Genomic DNA, 14612 nt, shown 5'->3' on the forward strand with positions numbered 1-14612 from the left:
GCGAGGGTTGCCATTGATGCGTCATGATCGCCATCGGCACCCGCTCGGTTCCGAAACGACGACATCACGACGCTTTGTGATCTGCGTCGCAGCTGCGCCTGCGCGCTATTTGCAGATGTCTTCGGCCGCGTTGACGTGTTCCAAGTCCGACGGCAGCACGGCGGGCGTCGAATCCGTCGCGACGCTCGTCGCGACGTTGGTGATCTCGTCACTGACCGGCGTCGGCGACTTCACCGTGACGCCCGTCTTCGAGTCGCCTCCGATGACGACCTCGACGATGCCGCCCAGATCGTCGGCGGCCTCGATGGTCGCGCCGGGGATCGCGGTCGCCACGGTCGCGGCCTCCGCCTCCAGGCCGGGGGCGTAGCGCACCTTCGTCGTCGGGGAGGTGCCATTCGCGTAGTTGCCGGTGTTGTAGATCGTGAAGCCCTGGTTGCCCAGCTTGGTGGCCGCCGTGCGCGCCAGCCCTTCGACTCCCGAGCCGTTGGACACCAGCAGCGAGACGGTCGAGGGGTCCACTGCCCGGTACTTGGTCGGCGTCGGTGCGGCCTGGGCGGGCGCAGGTGCGTTCGCCTGGACGGTCGGCTTCTCACCCGGCAGGGGCTGGTCGTCGCGGATCGCCTTGAAGATCGCCTTGATGTCGGATTCGCGGGGAATCTCGTTGCCGTAAGACGTGGTGCCCGCGGTCGGGATGGTGAGGAAGGTGACTGTGCCCGCGTCGATCTTCTGCAGGGAACGTCCCAGCGTCAGCAGATCGTCGGACTTCACGTGGTCGACCAAGGTGTGGTCTTTGAACGCTTCGATGAACCCGTTCAGCTTGCCGAGATCGAAAAGTACTTTGCTCGACAGTGCGCCGCGTAGCAGCGAGGCCAGGAAACGCTGCTGCCGGTTGATGCGGTCGTAGTCACTGCGTTCTTCCCCGTGGACGTGTCTGGCCCGCACGTAGTTCAGAGCGGTCTCGCCGTTGACGCGCTGCTTACCCGGCTGCTCCAGGATGGTGCCGAGTACATCGTCGACGAGCGGTTTGGTCGCGCAGACCTCGACACCATCGATCTTGTTGACCATCGCTTCGAACCCGGCGAAGTCGATGGCGATGAAGTGGTTGATCGAGCTACCGGTCAGTCGCTGGATCGTCGTCACGAGGCACTTCGGACCGCCGAGGTTATAGACGGCATTGAGCTTGTCGCCTATTGCGGACGGGAAGGTCTCTTTGGTGTAGACGGGATTGTTGCCGTCGGTGGTGTCCCACCCGTTGCACTGGGGTCTGGTGACGTCCAGGTCGCGGGGGAACGACACGACCACGACCCGGTTCCTGGCCTTCGGGATGTGCACGAGCATGGTGGTGTCGGCGCGAGAGCCTTCGGCGTCGTCCAAAGTGCCCGCGCCGAGTTGGCCGTTGGCCCCTGCCCGGGTATCGGTGCCGACGAGCAGGTAGTTCTCGTCACCGAGCTGGGCGTTGGAGTCGATCACGTCTTCCGAATTGTCGTCCAGCGCGGAGACCTGAGTGAAGCTGTCGCTCGTCGAACGTAGGTAGCTCCAGCCGCCGCCGGTCACCAGCAGAGCGAGCACGGCGCACACTGCGCCCCCCGCCCTTCCCGCGGTCCGCAGCCGTTTGTTGCGACGCTCCCGGGAGGCCTGCAGACGAGTCTGGGCGGTGCCGACGGCCTTCGGCTTGGCGTCTTTGCCGTCCTTGGTCGGCCAGCTCACGCCCTTGCGCTTGGCGCGCGTGGGCTCCTCGAGCGGGGGAAGTACGTCGGTGACCTCTTCTGCCTGCTCCGGTTCCGGGGGAGCCACGGGCGCGGAGCGCTCGGCAGGACGGCGGCTTGCGGGGCGGGCGGCCGGTGTGGCTCCCGTGATGTCCTGGACCACGGGCGAGCTGCCCGTCGGGCGTGGCGGCGAGTCCGGCGCGCGCCGGGGACCGGCTGCGGCGCCGCGGCCGTTGGCGGCGGCCGGATCGGCGGGCCTGCGCGGAGCTTCCTGCCGTGCCTCGGCACGGTTGATTCGTGCCGAAGGAGGACCCGCCTGCGGCGGTAGTGGCTCGGGGCGTCGGCCTCGGTTCGCCGGGGGGACGGGAACCGGTGGCGTCGGCTCGGCGCGGCGTCCCCGGCCGTTGGCGGTGGGGTCCGGCGGGCCGGGTTCCGGGCGTCGGCCTCGGCTCGGCGCCGCGGTGGGATCCGCTGGGGTCGGTTCCGCGCGGCGGCCGCGACGGCCGGTGCGTTCGTTGTCGACCCGCTGGACGAGATCCTGCACCGTGAGGGGGGCGGAACTCTGGTCGGGAGCGGCGTCGGTATGGCGGGAACGACGAGACGTGCGTGCGGCGTCCCGGTCGGGGGAGTCCGCCGCGGGATACCGCTCCCACGGGGCGCGACCTCCGGGCCGTGGCGAACGCCCGTGCCGATCGTCACCCACCAACGAACCTCGCTTTTCGTCCTGCTTTCCCGCTCAGGTCACACTCGACCGGCGGCACCGATTCCGCAATGATAACGATTCCGCCACGGCGAGCCACCCCAGTGCGAAATCGAAGAGGTCACAGTGGTGTTGCGCTTGGGATTCGCTGTGTGATTGCCGGATCAGCCTCCGCTGTGCATCACATCCGCCGCGCTCGGCACCGCGGGATCGTCCGGATCGTCGAGCCACCCGTGCGGCAGCGCGACCTTGCCCGGCGAGCCCTGCCTGCCGCGCGGGCCCTCCGCGTCCTTCGGAAAGGGAACGGCCGGGTCGAGGCGGCCGACGAGATCTTCCAGCTGCGCGAGGCTGTCCACCGTCGCGAACGCCCGACGCAGATCGGAACCGACGGGGAAGCCCATCAGATACCAGGCCATGTGCTTGCGCAGATCGCGCATGGCCTTCTCCTCGCCGAGATGCTCGGACAGCAACGCGCCGTGCCGGAACAGCACCGCGCCCACCCGGCCGAGATCGGGCGGCTCCGGCAGGGGTTCACCGCGCAGCGCGGCCTGCAGTTCGGCGAACAGCCACGGCCTGCCGAGGCAGCCGCGACCGACGACCACGCCGTCGCATCCGGTCTCGTCCATCATGCGCACGGCGTCGGCGGCGGAGAAGATGTCGCCGTTACCGAGCACCGGGATCGAGGTGACCGCTTCCTTGAGCCGGGCGATCGCGCTCCAGTCGGCTTCGCCGGAGTAGCGCTGCGCGGCCGTGCGCGCGTGCAATGCGACCGCTCGCGCTCCTTCGGCTTCCGCGATGCGGCCCGCGTCCAGATAGGTGAGGTGGTCGTCATCGATGCCGATGCGGAACTTCACGGTGACCGGAACCCCCGCGGGCTCCGCCGCGCTCACCATGGCGCGCACGATGCTCCGGAACAGCGTCCGCTTGTACGGCAGGGCGGCGCCGCCGCCGAGACGGGTGACCTTGGGCACGGGGCAGCCGAGGTTGAGGTCGATGTGGTCGGCCCACCCCTCGCCGACGATGATCCGCACCGCTTCGCCGAGCGTGGCCGGGTCGACGCCGTAGAGCTGCATCGAGCGGGGATGCTCGTCGGCATCGAAGGACATCATGTGCAGCGTCTTCTCGTTACGCTCGACCACCGCCCGCGCGGTGATCATCTCGCACACGTAGATCGAGGTGGGGCTGCCGAATTCCCGGCACAACTTGCGGAACGCCAGATTGGTGATGCCCGCCATCGGCGCGAGCACGACCGGCGGATCGACCGGATACGGCCCGATCCGCAGCTTGGCCATCGCCTCGGTAGTCATCGTCACGCCGACCAGTGTCTCATTTGCGCACGTGAGTCGGCCGGAGCGGGTCAGCTGCCCGGTGCGCACGCCGACCGTGGGCGCGCACGCCTGCGCCGCCCTCGGTCTTCCGGGAGGGCGGCGCCTTGCTGTATGTCCGGTGGGGTCCTACGCGGAGCTGCCCGCCATCGCACGGTCGCGCTTGGCGGCCTCGCGGGCGAGCATCCGATCGCGCTGTTCCTCGAACTTGACGACGTCCTTGCTCAGCTTCTCCAGGAACAGCCCGAGACGCTCGCGGACCGCCTCACCGCGGGCGGTGAAGTCGGTGCGTTCGAAGATGTTCCATTTCTTCAGCACCGGCTGGACCACGTCCTCCAAGTGCTGACGCAGATCGTAGATGCCGTGCTTGGCCATCAACACGCCGTTGCGGCGGAAGTTCGGCATGCCCGCACCCGGCATCTGGAAGTTCTCCAGGATCAGGGTGATCGCCTCGATGGCCTGGTCGGGCGCCAGGTCGAGGGCGGCGCCGCACATGTTGCGGTAGAAGATCATGTGCAGGTTCTCGTCGGCGGCGACGCGCTGCAGCATGCGATCGGCGATCGGGTCGTCACAGACCTTGCCGGTGTTGCGGTGACTGACTCGGGTGGCGAGTTCCTGGAAGGTGACGTACGCGACGGAATGCAGGAAGCCCGCGTCGGCTTCCGCGGGGGAGGCGAAACCGTTGGTCATGTGAACCATCCGGGCTTCTTCGAGGGCGACCGGATCGACGCCGCGGGTCACGACCAGGTAGTCCCGCATGACGATGCCGTGGCGGTTCTCTTCGGCGGTCCAGCGACCCACCCAGGTGCCCCAGGCGCCGTCCTGCGAGAAGTTCTCGGCGATCTCGCGGTGGTAGGAGGGCAGGTTGTCCTCGGTGAGCAGGTTCGTGATCATGGCCGCCTTCGCGACCTCGTTGAGCCGGGACTGCTCCGGATCCCAATCCACGCCACCGAGTGCGGCGAAGTTGCGGCCTTCGTCCCACGGGACGTAGTCGTGCGGATGCCATTCCTTTGCCAAGGAGAGGTGCCGGTTGACGTTTTCTTCGGCAACCGGCTCCAACTCCGTCAGCAGTTCGAGTTGAGTCAGATCCCTTGCCATGTATGAACCCTTCAGTGTGTGCTTCCGGTCGTGCAGGTCAATCTCAAGGTAGACCGATGCCGATGCGGCCATACCTTACGGCACCGTAGGTGTGATGCGAAACGCATCCGTTAGGTGATCGATGCCCTGGTGATCCACCTCATACGACGTCTTCGCCGTTCAGTGATCCACACGAGTGTATGGGCTGTTCCCGCGGCAGTGGGACTATCGACGCGGTGCTCGCGGCGTTACCGGCCCGTGCTCGACCACACAATCCCGGCCAGCGGGCGGATATGGCGGCGAAACGTCCTGGTTCTGCGCGTGTCGGCGCACCGAGGCCCGCCTAGCTGCGATGTTCCTGTGAATCGGTGCCCGCGAAGCACCTTCGAGAGCGTGGTCGAGGTGCGCCCCTTGTATCGGGAGCGCCGTGGGACCGGGCGGGTGTGATGGCGGGATCCGGCGGGTGTCTCCGTGGCGCCACACGGTGGACTTCCGCAACGTCTGTGTGCACGAGTCGGCGATTCTGTCGGCGGGGCGCGGGCGATTCTGTCGGCGGGGCGCGGTGGATGGGCGCGCTGAGCGCATTCGCCGCCGTCGAACGGCAGTGTGACTGGTGCCGTCCGGCTTCGGCGGCCGGCCGCGGACGTGTCGCCGTGACCGGAATGGGTGGCTGCGGCGAAATCCTCCGTATGTATCTACTGCGACGCCGGAGTTGATATTCGCCCACGCGCATCCGTTTTTCTCGGACCCGAGTCCGGCCGCGAACAATCTTGTCCCTGACGTGCCGTGTGGTCGGCCGTGAGCCGAGGCCTTTTTGTCAGCGGGTGCCCTATAGAGAGATAGCTGTGCCGTTCATCACAGCCCAACCGGCCCATCGCGATCTGCGTCCGCCATAGTCGCGTCTGAGGCCGTGCTGGCCGACGGGCGCCGCACAAGACGCGCTCCTTGCCGCTCGCACCCGCTGCCGCTTCCACTGCGCAAAGGAATGAGAAGGCCTCGTCGAACAGATTGTCACCGTGCCGCCGAGGGGTCTCCCCGGCTGCCGCACCAGCGAGACGTGTGCGTGTAGTACCTCGGCCGGAGAGCTTCGACGTCGGCCCCTCCAGGCCGGTTCGGCCGGTCGTACGGGCGGGAGAGCTCCGGAAACGGATCGGGCGCCCGGAGTAACCCGGGCGCCCGACCTCTGTGCCCCCAGTAGGGCTCGAACCTACGACCTGCGGATTAAAAGTCCGTAGCTCTACCAACTGAGCTATAGGGGCGCGGAGGAACAGTGTAGTGCGGATGGGGGCGGATGCCCCAATCGGGGGAGTTCGTGTCGGTGGGCGGGATGGATGGGTGGGGCGGGGTGGCGACCGGCTGGGCGGAGCCGTCGCGGGAAGGCGGTAACGCGGCGGGCGATGCGGGCGGTAAACACTTGGCACCCAGCTTTGTTCATCTTAGCTGGATCTGGATATCATTCAATCATGTTGGCTGGCAATGTCTTTGGATTTGCAGGGGGTGAACGGCTCCGGCCGGTGGGTGCGCGTGGAGTGGGTTGGCGGGCGGAACGTGGGCGACGGCCGGTTGTCCGAGTTGCCGGTCGGCGCGCGTGAACCGACTTGGGCCGCTGGTGAATTCGCGCACCCTCCGGACGGCCGGGTTGGGTTGCCAAAAATTTGCCGTAACAGAAAACAGAATGAGATGGCTACTCGACTCTTCGGTTTGCCGCGTGTCGCATCGGGATTCCGGGTACGGTGACGCCTTGATGAATTCCGAAAGAATCGCCGGCTCGGTCGGCGCCGCGGAATTCGGATTGTCGTTGCTGTGTCCGAAGGTGTCGCGGTCGGTCCGGCCGGCCATGGCGCGACGGAACTCGATGCCGCAGGAGGAGGCACGTTCGAGACGAAGAAATGCCCGGATGCGCACCCCCTGCGGCGCACCCGGGCAGGCAAACTATACCAGCTGGTGTGTTCCAGGTTATTGAGGACTTTTCGTACCGAGAGTTTGTAATCGGTCGAAAACCGGGTTCGACGTATTGATAAAACTCATGAATTCGCGCCGAGGGTCCGTTCCTTCGGGGGTGGCTGATTGGCGGCGAGTAAGGCTTCGGAGGCGTTTCGAGCATGGCACGGCAGCAAGAGCGGGCGCGCCGGACACGGGCAGCGATTATCAGGTCCGCCGCCGTTGAGTTCGGGAAGAGCGGCTATGCCGCTGCATCGCTCAACCGCATATTGGAAGGATCGCGCGCCACCAAGGGCGCCATGTACTTCCACTTCGATTCGAAGGAAGATCTGGCACGCGCGGTGCTGGAGACCGCGGTGGAGCGCTATCGCGCGTCCGCCGAGCGCTGGCTGGCGCGAACGGATCTCAGCCCGCTGGACATCCTGCACGGGGTGGTCGACGAGATCGCGCTGCGACTCGAGCACGACATCATCGTGCAGGCCGAGTACCGCCTGATCATCGAACCGGACTTCTACCGTGACGTGCAGGCCGGCGGCAACCGCATCCTCGGCCGCACCACGCGGGTGCTCACCGTCCGTGCCATCGAACAGGGGCAGCTGCGCGCGGACGCCGATCCCGACCGGTTCACCCGCACGCTCGCCGCCGCGCTGGCCGGCCAGCGGTACATGGTGGACCTGATCGGCGGGCAGGTCGATCTGCGGTCGCGGTTCGAGGAGGCGCTCGAGGTGGTGATCGAGGCGATGGCCACCCCGGAATGGCTGGAGAAGTTCCGCAGCGACGGGTGGCGTGCCCAAGCGCGCTTGGATGAGCTCGGTTTAAGCCTCTGACCAGCCGGTTTGGGATTCGAGTCCGGTCTGTCATAAGCTATCCCAGCTCCCAACGGACAGCCGTTGAAAGCCGGTCCGGAGAAATCCGGGACGAGCCCCCTTCGTCTAGCGGCCTAGGACGCCGCCCTTTCAAGGCGGTAGCGCGGGTTCGAATCCCGTAGGGGGTACGATCCACGGATCGTTGGTAGCAGAGCATGGCCCTGTGGCGCAGTTGGTTAGCGCGCCGCCCTGTCACGGCGGAGGTCGCGGGTTCGAGTCCCGTCAGGGTCGCAAAGAGGCGCCGGAGATATCCGGCGTTTCGCGTATGGCATTCACTTCGGGTGCCTGCGGCCAGGTAGCTCAGTTGGTACGAGCGTCCGCCTGAAAAGCGGAAGGTCGCCGGTTCGATCCCGGCCCTGGCCACTCCACTCGTAGGCGAGCCCTGTCCACGGAAAGCGTGGGCGGGGCTCGTTTCGTCATTTCTTGTGGGGGTGCAACCCCCACACCCCGCCCGGCGGGCTTCGCCCCCGGACCCCCATCGTCTCTGGTTGCGTTTTCGGGGTGTCGTCCGGATTTTGCCTTCGGCGGGGGCAGCGGTTGGTTCCTGCCGCAGGCGGGGGTGTCGTCCGGTTTGGTTCCTGCGTTTGCGGGGTTGTTCGCGGCTTCGGTGGGGTGGTCCAGGTTGGTCGCGCTGGGCGGGTGTCCCATTGGTGGTAGCTGCAACCGCTTTGCGAGGCTCCACTTGGGCTCTCGCTCGACAGGTTGCTTCTGGGGGCGGTTTTTGGCAGTCGGTTGTCGATCTGTGCGGCGTTGGTCGCTGTGTGCCATTGCATCCACGCGATGTGGTGAATCACACAGTGGGGCAGGGGTGTTCGGGATTGGGTGGTCGGTTGGGCGGCGCGGGTAGGCTGGCGCGGCCATGTGGACCCTTCTCCTCGCGCTCGCGGGGTTCGCCTTCCTCGACTCGCTCGACTTGCTGCTGATCGGCGTCACCACGGCGGTGGTCTACGACAGCAGGTTGAGCCGTCGCTCGCCGCTGGTGAGCGGTTTGAGCTTGCTGGCGGGCGTCTTCGCCGTCACCACCGCTTTCGGCATCTGCACGATCCTGGGGATCGGGTTCCTGACCGACCTGTTCGACTTCCGGGTCACCCCGGCGGTGCGGTACTGGGGAGAACTCGGCGCGGGGGTGGTGCTGATCGCTCTCGCGTGCATCCGAATGGGCGGTCCGGCGGCCCCGGAGGGGGCGACCGCGCTACGAAGACAGCCATGGGTGCTCGCCGGACTCGGCGTGGCGATCGGCATCGCGCAGGCGCCGACGGCGGTTCCCTATCTGGCCGGACTCGCGATGATCTCCGCGCGGCATCCGCTACCGGCGTTGTGGCCGCTGATCGTCGTCGCCTATTGCGCGCTCGCATTGCTGCCGCCGCTGGTGATACTCGGCCTCGCGATGCGGCGCACGACCCGAGCGCGGCGGATGTATCGAAGAATCGTTCGGATTATCAGCTCGTACGGTCCCGCGTCGGTGCGCGTGCTGTTCGCGATCTTCGGTGTGGTTCTCCTGTGCGACGCTCTCGTCCATTACCGAAGCCTTTGGCCCTGAATCGCGGCGCCGGGGCAATGGACGGCGACGAGAAAAGCGATTGAGCCGTGCGGTTCGGTGGGATGCTGGAGGTATGGCTGAGCGCTGGTATTACTGCTTGAAGCACAATCGGGCCGAGCAAGGGCGGCAGTGCTGGTTCCGCGACCGGATGGGGCCGTACCCGGACCAGGCGACGGCCGAGCGCGCGCTGGAGATCGCGCACGCTCGCAACGCGCGGGAAGACGCCCGGGACCGGGCATGGCGGGACGGGGACTGAGGAGCCCAGCGGGGAAGGTTCGCAGAACGCCTTCCCCGGTGCGGTGAAGTTGATCTTGAGTCGCAGGTCGAGGGCTCGGGCGGCGTCGCTCCTGGCGCGGCCGCTCAGGTCGCGATCAGGTGGATCGAGTACGGTTCTCCAGAACTCGACGAATGCTCGGAGGTCCTGGCGTGGGCTGCGAGCGGAAACCAGGATCAGCAGGGAGGGCGACCCTTGAGGGTTACCGTTGTTGTGCCGACCTACAACGAGCGGGAGAATCTGCCGGTTGCGGTGGAGCGGCTGACCGCGCTGCCGGTGCCCGACCTGCACGTACTCGTGGTGGACGACAGCTCGCCGGACGGCACCGGCGAGGTGGCCGACAAACTCGCCGCCGAACTGCCGAACGTGGTCGGTGTGCTGCACCGCACCGAGAAGGACGGACTCGGCCGGGCGTACGTCGCCGGCATCACGCGCGCCCTGGACGAGGGCGCGGACGTCGTGATCCAGATGGACGCCGACCTGTCGCACCCCGCCGAAGTCATCCCGGCGATGCTGGAGAAGCTGTCCGGCACCGACGCGGGTGTCGTGCTCGGTTCCCGGTACGTTCCCGGCGGCTCCACCGCCGCCGAATGGAAGTGGTACCGCAAGGCGCTCTCGGTTTGGGCCAACTTCTACGTGAACCTGATCCTGCGCCTGGGCGTCAAGGACGCCACCGCGGGTTTCAAGGCGTGGAAGGCCGACACCCTGCGGGCCATCGACGTGGCCTCCATCCGCAGCAACGGGTATTCGTTCCAGGTCGAGATGAACTACCGGACCATCAAGAAGGGGATCGCGATCGCCGAGGTGCCGATCCGATTCGAGGAGCGGACGCTCGGCGCGTCGAAGATGAGCCTGAAGGTGCAGCTGGAGTCGGCGCTGATGCCGTGGAAGCTGCTGTTCGGTCGCGCGGTCTGAGCGACCGCCCTCGGAGCAGGGCTTCCGATCGACGGCTGACGAGTATTCCTCCAGCCCGTCCACGAGCACAGAGCGGATGCCGCGGCGGCGACGTGCGGACCGGTCGAAGTCCGCGGCGGTCGCCACGTCGGTGTCGGACCCGTCGCCACGCCGGTCCGCAGCATGGCCGGCCGTTGTGAGGGGCACGGCGGACACCGCGCCCGGAGCCGAACCGGACGTGGACACCGTCGCGACGGCCCATGTCACCATGACCCGCGTGCTGCTCCCCCGAACGGTTCAGCGCGGCCAATCCAGGAGCGTGTCCAGGAACAACTGGCGGACCTCCGCGACCTTGTCGTCCAGCTCGCGAGGGTCCCACGCGCTGACGTCGATCGGGTCGAGTATCGCCACGTCGACCGTCCCCGGCCGGGCGACCATCGCGTTGCGCCAGCAGATCTCGCCCGCGTTCCGGATGACCACCGGGATCACCGGCACACCCGCCTGCATCGCGATGTGGAACGCGCCCTTCTTGAACGGCCCGACCTCGGGCGTGTAGGAGCGAGTGCCCTCTGGAGCCACCGCGACCGACAGACCGCCGCGCAGGGTCTCCACCACCGGGCGCAGCGCCGCCTTGGCCTGCGCGGTGTTCGCGCGGTCGATGAACGTCACGCCGACGAAGCGCATGAGCGGTCCGAAAACCGGATTCTTGGTCAGCTCCTTCTTGCCGATCGCGGTCACGCCGCCGCCGAGCACTTCGGGCACGATGATGATGTCGAACTGGCTCTGATGGTTGAACAGGAAGACCGCAGGCCGCGGCGATCTCGCGTTCTCGGCGCCGGTGACCCGCACCTGCACGCCCGCGATGCGCAGAGTGTTGCGCGCCGCGTTGGCCATCAGCGCGTCGGCCATCCGCTGCCGGTCCTGCGTCGGCGCTTTCGACGCGACGCCGAACAGCGCGCCCCCGAGCAGCCCGGCGAATCCGGCGGCGGTGCGCAGGTAGTCGCTCGCGCGTGGCGGACGGCGCGGACGGAAGGTCAGCTCGGTCCAGTGCTGCCGGTCGGCGATGCCGGTCAGCTCCTCGTCGGCGTTCACCGCCACCGGATGTCCCACCAGCGACAGCACGGGCAGGTCGGCGATCGCGTCGGCGTAGGCGTAGCTGCGCTCGAGATCCACCTGCTGCGCGGCGGCGAACGCGGCGACCGCCTCTGCCTTGCCGTTGCGCCACAGCGTCTTCCCATCGGGATGCCCGGTGAGTACGCCGCCGCTGCCGGCCATGGGCGTGTACAGCACGTGCTCGATGCCCAGTTGCGCCGCGGCGGGTGCGACCTGGAATCGGGTCAGCGAGCTGACCAGCACGATGGTGTGCCCGGCCGCACGGTGGGTTCGGATCAACTCCCACGCCTCTGGGTACAGGTACCCGTACACGGTGCGCTGGAACAGGCGCCTGCCCACCTCGTCCAGCTCCTGTTCCGAGCGTCCGGCCAGCGCCTCGGACAACTCGCGCAGGAACCGGCTGTATTCGCCGTCGGTCATGTGGCCGCGGATGCCGCTGAGCAGCACGTCGGCGGGCTTGCGGCGCGACCGGCGCCGTGGTTTCGGGGTGTCGATGACCGTGCCGCCGAAATCGAAGATCGCGGCGACCGCGCGGCCCTGCGGACCGGAGCGGATGGCGGCGAGCGCGGCGTCGAGGGCTGCGCGCGCGCCGGTCACCAGGCCTCCCGGTTGGACGGGTCGAGTGCGGCGGCTTGCGCGATGCGGGCGCCGATGACGCGCAGGCGCTCGGCGAATTCGTTCCTTCGCTCGGTCAGTTCGGCGCGGCGCTGGTCCGGCTCGTCGTCGGCAACCGTCTCCAGCAGGCCGTAGTTGTCGGCGAGTTTCAGCGCGCTGGTGAACAGCTCGGTGGAGACCGACTCCGGGCTGTGCAGCCGCTTCTGCAGCAACATCTGCTTACCGACGGCCACGCACTCGGTGATGAACTCCTTGCGGTCGATCTCCTCGCCCGCGTCCTGAGCGGCCAGCCGTTCGGCCACCACCAACTGCGCGTCCACGAACGACCGCAGCACCCGGTGGGCCATGGTGAAGCCGGAGGCGGTCAGCTTCGCCAGGATGTCCGAGCCGTAGGTGTCGCGGCGGGTGTGGCTGTACCAGTCCGGATCGACCAGCAGCACCTCCGCGACCATCTGATCGGCGAACTCGCCGCGCTCGGGGAAGAAGAACTCGAACTTCAACAGGTCCCGCAGCCGGAACGCCTCGTCCCAGCCGGTTTTCAGGGCGTCGGCGTCCCCGCTGTCGACCGCGGCCAGGATGGACAGTTCGAGGATCGCCCGGTTGACGAACCAGTGCACCGCGCTGTTGCGATAGAAGGCGGCCTCCAGATGGGCACCGGACTCGATCGAGTACACCGGCTCGACCCCGCCGCGATACACCGTGACCACTCGGGCGAGCGAAAGCTGTTCCAGCACCACGGCCAAACCCTGTTCGTCGCGCAGCGCCTCGAGTTCGCCGCCCGGCAGCTCGCGCTTGTCGATGTAACCGAGCACCGGGTTGAGCACCGTGCGTACCTCGCCGAGGGTGAGAGCGCGCCCGTCCACGCCGAGCAACGCGAGGGTGACCAGCGCGTTGACCGTGATCGGAGTGACCGCGTTGATGCCGACCGCGACTTCGAACGCCAGCCGCTGCACGGCCCTTCGCTCCAGTTCGGCGATTTCCGGCGGTTCGCTGTCGACGACGCCCGTTTCCGTGTGCGGTGCGGGAATCGGCTCCGTATGGTGCAGCGGAATGGTCAGCGGCGGAGTGGTGAGCGGGTCGCCGTGTGCGGCGAGCCGATCGCGCGCCGACAGCGGTTCACCGAAGCGGACGTACACGTGCCCGGCGGAGTGCTGCTGGCTGCGGATATAGCGCGCCAGCCAGGTGAGGCCCTCCGGTTTCTTCTTGCCGCCCTCCTGCTCGGTGGCGATGGCGCCGAGTTCGTTGAGCCGCTCGTAGGTGATCGAGACCGGCACCAGCATGACGTCGTCGATGCGGTTGGAGCGGACCGCCGCGGCCAGGTAGTTCAGCAAACCGTAGCGCGGCGGCCGCAACTTACCGGTGCGCGTGCGGCCGCCCTCGAAGTACCACTCCAGGTTGAAGCGCTTGGCCAGCAGGTAGGCGAAGTACTCCTCGACGACGGCCTTGTAGACCTCGTCGTCGCCGAAACTGCGTCGGATGAACACCGTTCCGGTGCGCCGCGCGATCGGGCCCATCGGCCAGAAGCTGAGGTTCGCTCCGCCGATCACGTGGTTCGGGGGAAAGTCGTTGCGGGCCAGCACGTCCCCCAGCACGAACGCGTCGACGTACGAGCGGTGCGATGGCAGGAACACCAGGGGGAACCGGCGGTTCAGGTCGCGCAACCCGGTCAGGCCGGACTCGTCGGCGTCCACATTCCAGGTCGACGCGTGCACCGGGCGCATGGCCTGGGTGAACAGGTCGGAGACCAACCTGCTCTGGGCGGCGACGAGTTCGTTGAGCGCCTTCTCCGCCCGCCGGTACACCTCGTGCGGGCTGGCGCCGATCTGATCGGCGATCAGCTCGAGCCTGCGCAGGAAGTCGGGCGAGTCGAGGATTTCCTCCGCGACGAGCTTGGGCACTTTGTACCGGTCGCCGATGACGGTGCGCTCGGCGCGTTCCAGCGCCACCACGGCCGCGCGCACGACGGCGCGGGCGAACGGTTCGGCGGTGCCCTTGTCGTAGAGCGCCGAAGCCTCCGGGTTGTTCTGCCGCAGCTCGCTCAACCGAGCCGGTGCGCCGGTCAGCACGACGTACCGGTCCGGTGACTTGGAGACCAGCCTGCGTTGCGCCAGCCGATTGGGCTTGCGCGGATTGGTCAGCAGGGCGAGATCCGCGAAGGTCACGCGGCGTACGCCGTCGCGTTCCGGCGGCAGCCACAGCACGCGGATCGGCACAACCAGCGGATCGTCGCGCCTGCCGACCAGCTGCGCGGCGACGGCGCCCGCGTCCAGATCGAGCTGGGTGACCGGCGCTTCGGTACCGAACTCGGCGCTGATCCCGCCGTCGGCGAGCCACTGGCCGACGAGTTCGCGTTCCACCCCCGAGGCGGCTTCGATCAGGGCCACCACCGATCGCGGTGCGGTCCCGGGCCGGGCTGTCGCGGGTGAATCGCCGCGGTGATCGATCATCGATGTTCTTCCCTCCGCAGGTGACGCTCTCCACTATTCAATCCCGGCGGGTCTATTCCCCGCAGGCAGACGGCGCGGCGAGTTATCGGAGGGCCGATCGTCACCAGCGAAGGC

The 14612-nt window shown here is 67.7% G+C and carries 9 protein-coding genes and 4 tRNA genes; 7 read left to right on the forward strand and 6 right to left on the reverse strand.

Annotated elements, in window-relative coordinates; translation table 11 throughout:
- Nucleotides 1-105 precede the first annotated feature (105 nt).
- From NB3_RS01390 to NB3_RS01405, 4 genes are all read right to left on the reverse strand, one after another.
- A complete protein-coding gene (locus tag NB3_RS01390; protein ID WP_244891729.1) occupies nucleotides 106-1869 on the reverse strand; it encodes an LCP family protein in 1764 nt (587 codons plus the stop codon).
- Between the two features lie 701 nt (nucleotides 1870-2570).
- Nucleotides 2571-3698, reverse strand: coding sequence for a tRNA dihydrouridine synthase DusB (dusB, locus tag NB3_RS01395; protein WP_218020516.1), 1128 nt, complete (start codon nucleotides 3696-3698; stop codon nucleotides 2571-2573).
- Between the two features lie 162 nt (nucleotides 3699-3860).
- Entirely contained in the window at nucleotides 3861-4829 is a 969-nt protein-coding gene (locus NB3_RS01400; protein ID WP_067795806.1) for an acyl-ACP desaturase, read from the reverse strand.
- A 1165-nt stretch (nucleotides 4830-5994) separates the two neighbouring features.
- Nucleotides 5995-6067, reverse strand: a tRNA-Lys gene (locus NB3_RS01405).
- Nucleotides 6068-6910: 843 nt separating this feature from the next.
- On the opposite strand from NB3_RS01405, the gene NB3_RS01410 reads away from it, so the two are divergent.
- From NB3_RS01410 to NB3_RS01440, 7 genes are all read left to right on the forward strand, one after another.
- On the forward strand, nucleotides 6911-7576 hold the full coding sequence (locus NB3_RS01410; RefSeq protein WP_067795253.1) for a TetR family transcriptional regulator: 666 nt from the start codon (nucleotides 6911-6913) through the stop codon (nucleotides 7574-7576).
- Between the two features lie 94 nt (nucleotides 7577-7670).
- Nucleotides 7671-7743: transfer RNA gene (locus NB3_RS01415), tRNA-Glu, on the forward strand.
- Nucleotides 7744-7772: 29 nt separating this feature from the next.
- Nucleotides 7773-7846 (forward strand) — tRNA-Asp (locus NB3_RS01420).
- A 58-nt stretch (nucleotides 7847-7904) separates the two neighbouring features.
- A tRNA-Phe gene (locus tag NB3_RS01425) sits at nucleotides 7905-7978 on the forward strand.
- Between the two features lie 496 nt (nucleotides 7979-8474).
- Entirely contained in the window at nucleotides 8475-9155 is a 681-nt protein-coding gene (locus tag NB3_RS01430) for a GAP family protein (protein ID WP_067795256.1), read from the forward strand.
- Nucleotides 9156-9228: 73 nt separating this feature from the next.
- Nucleotides 9229-9411: a hypothetical protein gene (locus NB3_RS01435; RefSeq protein WP_063023232.1), complete on the forward strand. Its 183-nt coding sequence runs from the start codon at nucleotides 9229-9231 to the stop codon at nucleotides 9409-9411.
- 213 nt (nucleotides 9412-9624) lie between these two features.
- Nucleotides 9625-10344, forward strand: a complete 720-nt coding sequence (locus tag NB3_RS01440) for a polyprenol monophosphomannose synthase (protein ID WP_280516553.1) — start codon at nucleotides 9625-9627, stop codon at nucleotides 10342-10344.
- A gap of 276 nt (nucleotides 10345-10620) precedes the next feature.
- On the opposite strand, the gene NB3_RS01445 is transcribed toward NB3_RS01440, so the two are convergent.
- Both NB3_RS01445 and NB3_RS01450 read right to left on the reverse strand, forming a co-directional pair.
- On the reverse strand, nucleotides 10621-12033 hold the full coding sequence (locus NB3_RS01445; protein WP_067795262.1) for an HAD-IB family hydrolase: 1413 nt from the start codon (nucleotides 12031-12033) through the stop codon (nucleotides 10621-10623).
- Complete coding sequence (locus NB3_RS01450) at nucleotides 12030-14498, reverse strand: glycerol-3-phosphate 1-O-acyltransferase (protein ID WP_084485571.1); 2469 nt, start codon at nucleotides 14496-14498, stop codon at nucleotides 12030-12032. Before NB3_RS01450 ends, NB3_RS01445 begins: the two co-directional genes overlap by 4 nt.
- Between the last annotated feature and the right edge of the window lie 114 nt (nucleotides 14499-14612).

Source organism: Nocardia beijingensis NBRC 16342 (assembly GCF_001612785.1).
In the GTDB taxonomy this organism is placed as follows: Bacteria; Actinomycetota; Actinomycetes; order Mycobacteriales; family Mycobacteriaceae; genus Nocardia; species Nocardia beijingensis.

What these genes read in the sequence shown, in the direction of transcription:
- dusB (WP_218020516.1), bottom strand. Translation starts at nt 3,698, where the DNA reads ATGGCCAAGCTGCGGATCGGGCCGTATCCGGTCGATCCGCCGGTCGTG.
- NB3_RS01400 (WP_067795806.1), bottom strand. Translation starts at nt 4,829, where the DNA reads ATGGCAAGGGATCTGACTCAACTCGAACTGCTGACGGAGTTGGAGCCG.
- NB3_RS01410 (WP_067795253.1), top strand. Translation starts at nt 6,911, where the DNA reads ATGGCACGGCAGCAAGAGCGGGCGCGCCGGACACGGGCAGCGATTATC.
- NB3_RS01430 (WP_067795256.1), top strand. Translation starts at nt 8,475, where the DNA reads ATGTGGACCCTTCTCCTCGCGCTCGCGGGGTTCGCCTTCCTCGACTCG.
- NB3_RS01435 (WP_063023232.1), top strand. Translation starts at nt 9,229, where the DNA reads ATGGCTGAGCGCTGGTATTACTGCTTGAAGCACAATCGGGCCGAGCAA.
- NB3_RS01450 (WP_084485571.1), bottom strand. Translation starts at nt 14,498, where the DNA reads ATGATCGATCACCGCGGCGATTCACCCGCGACAGCCCGGCCCGGGACC.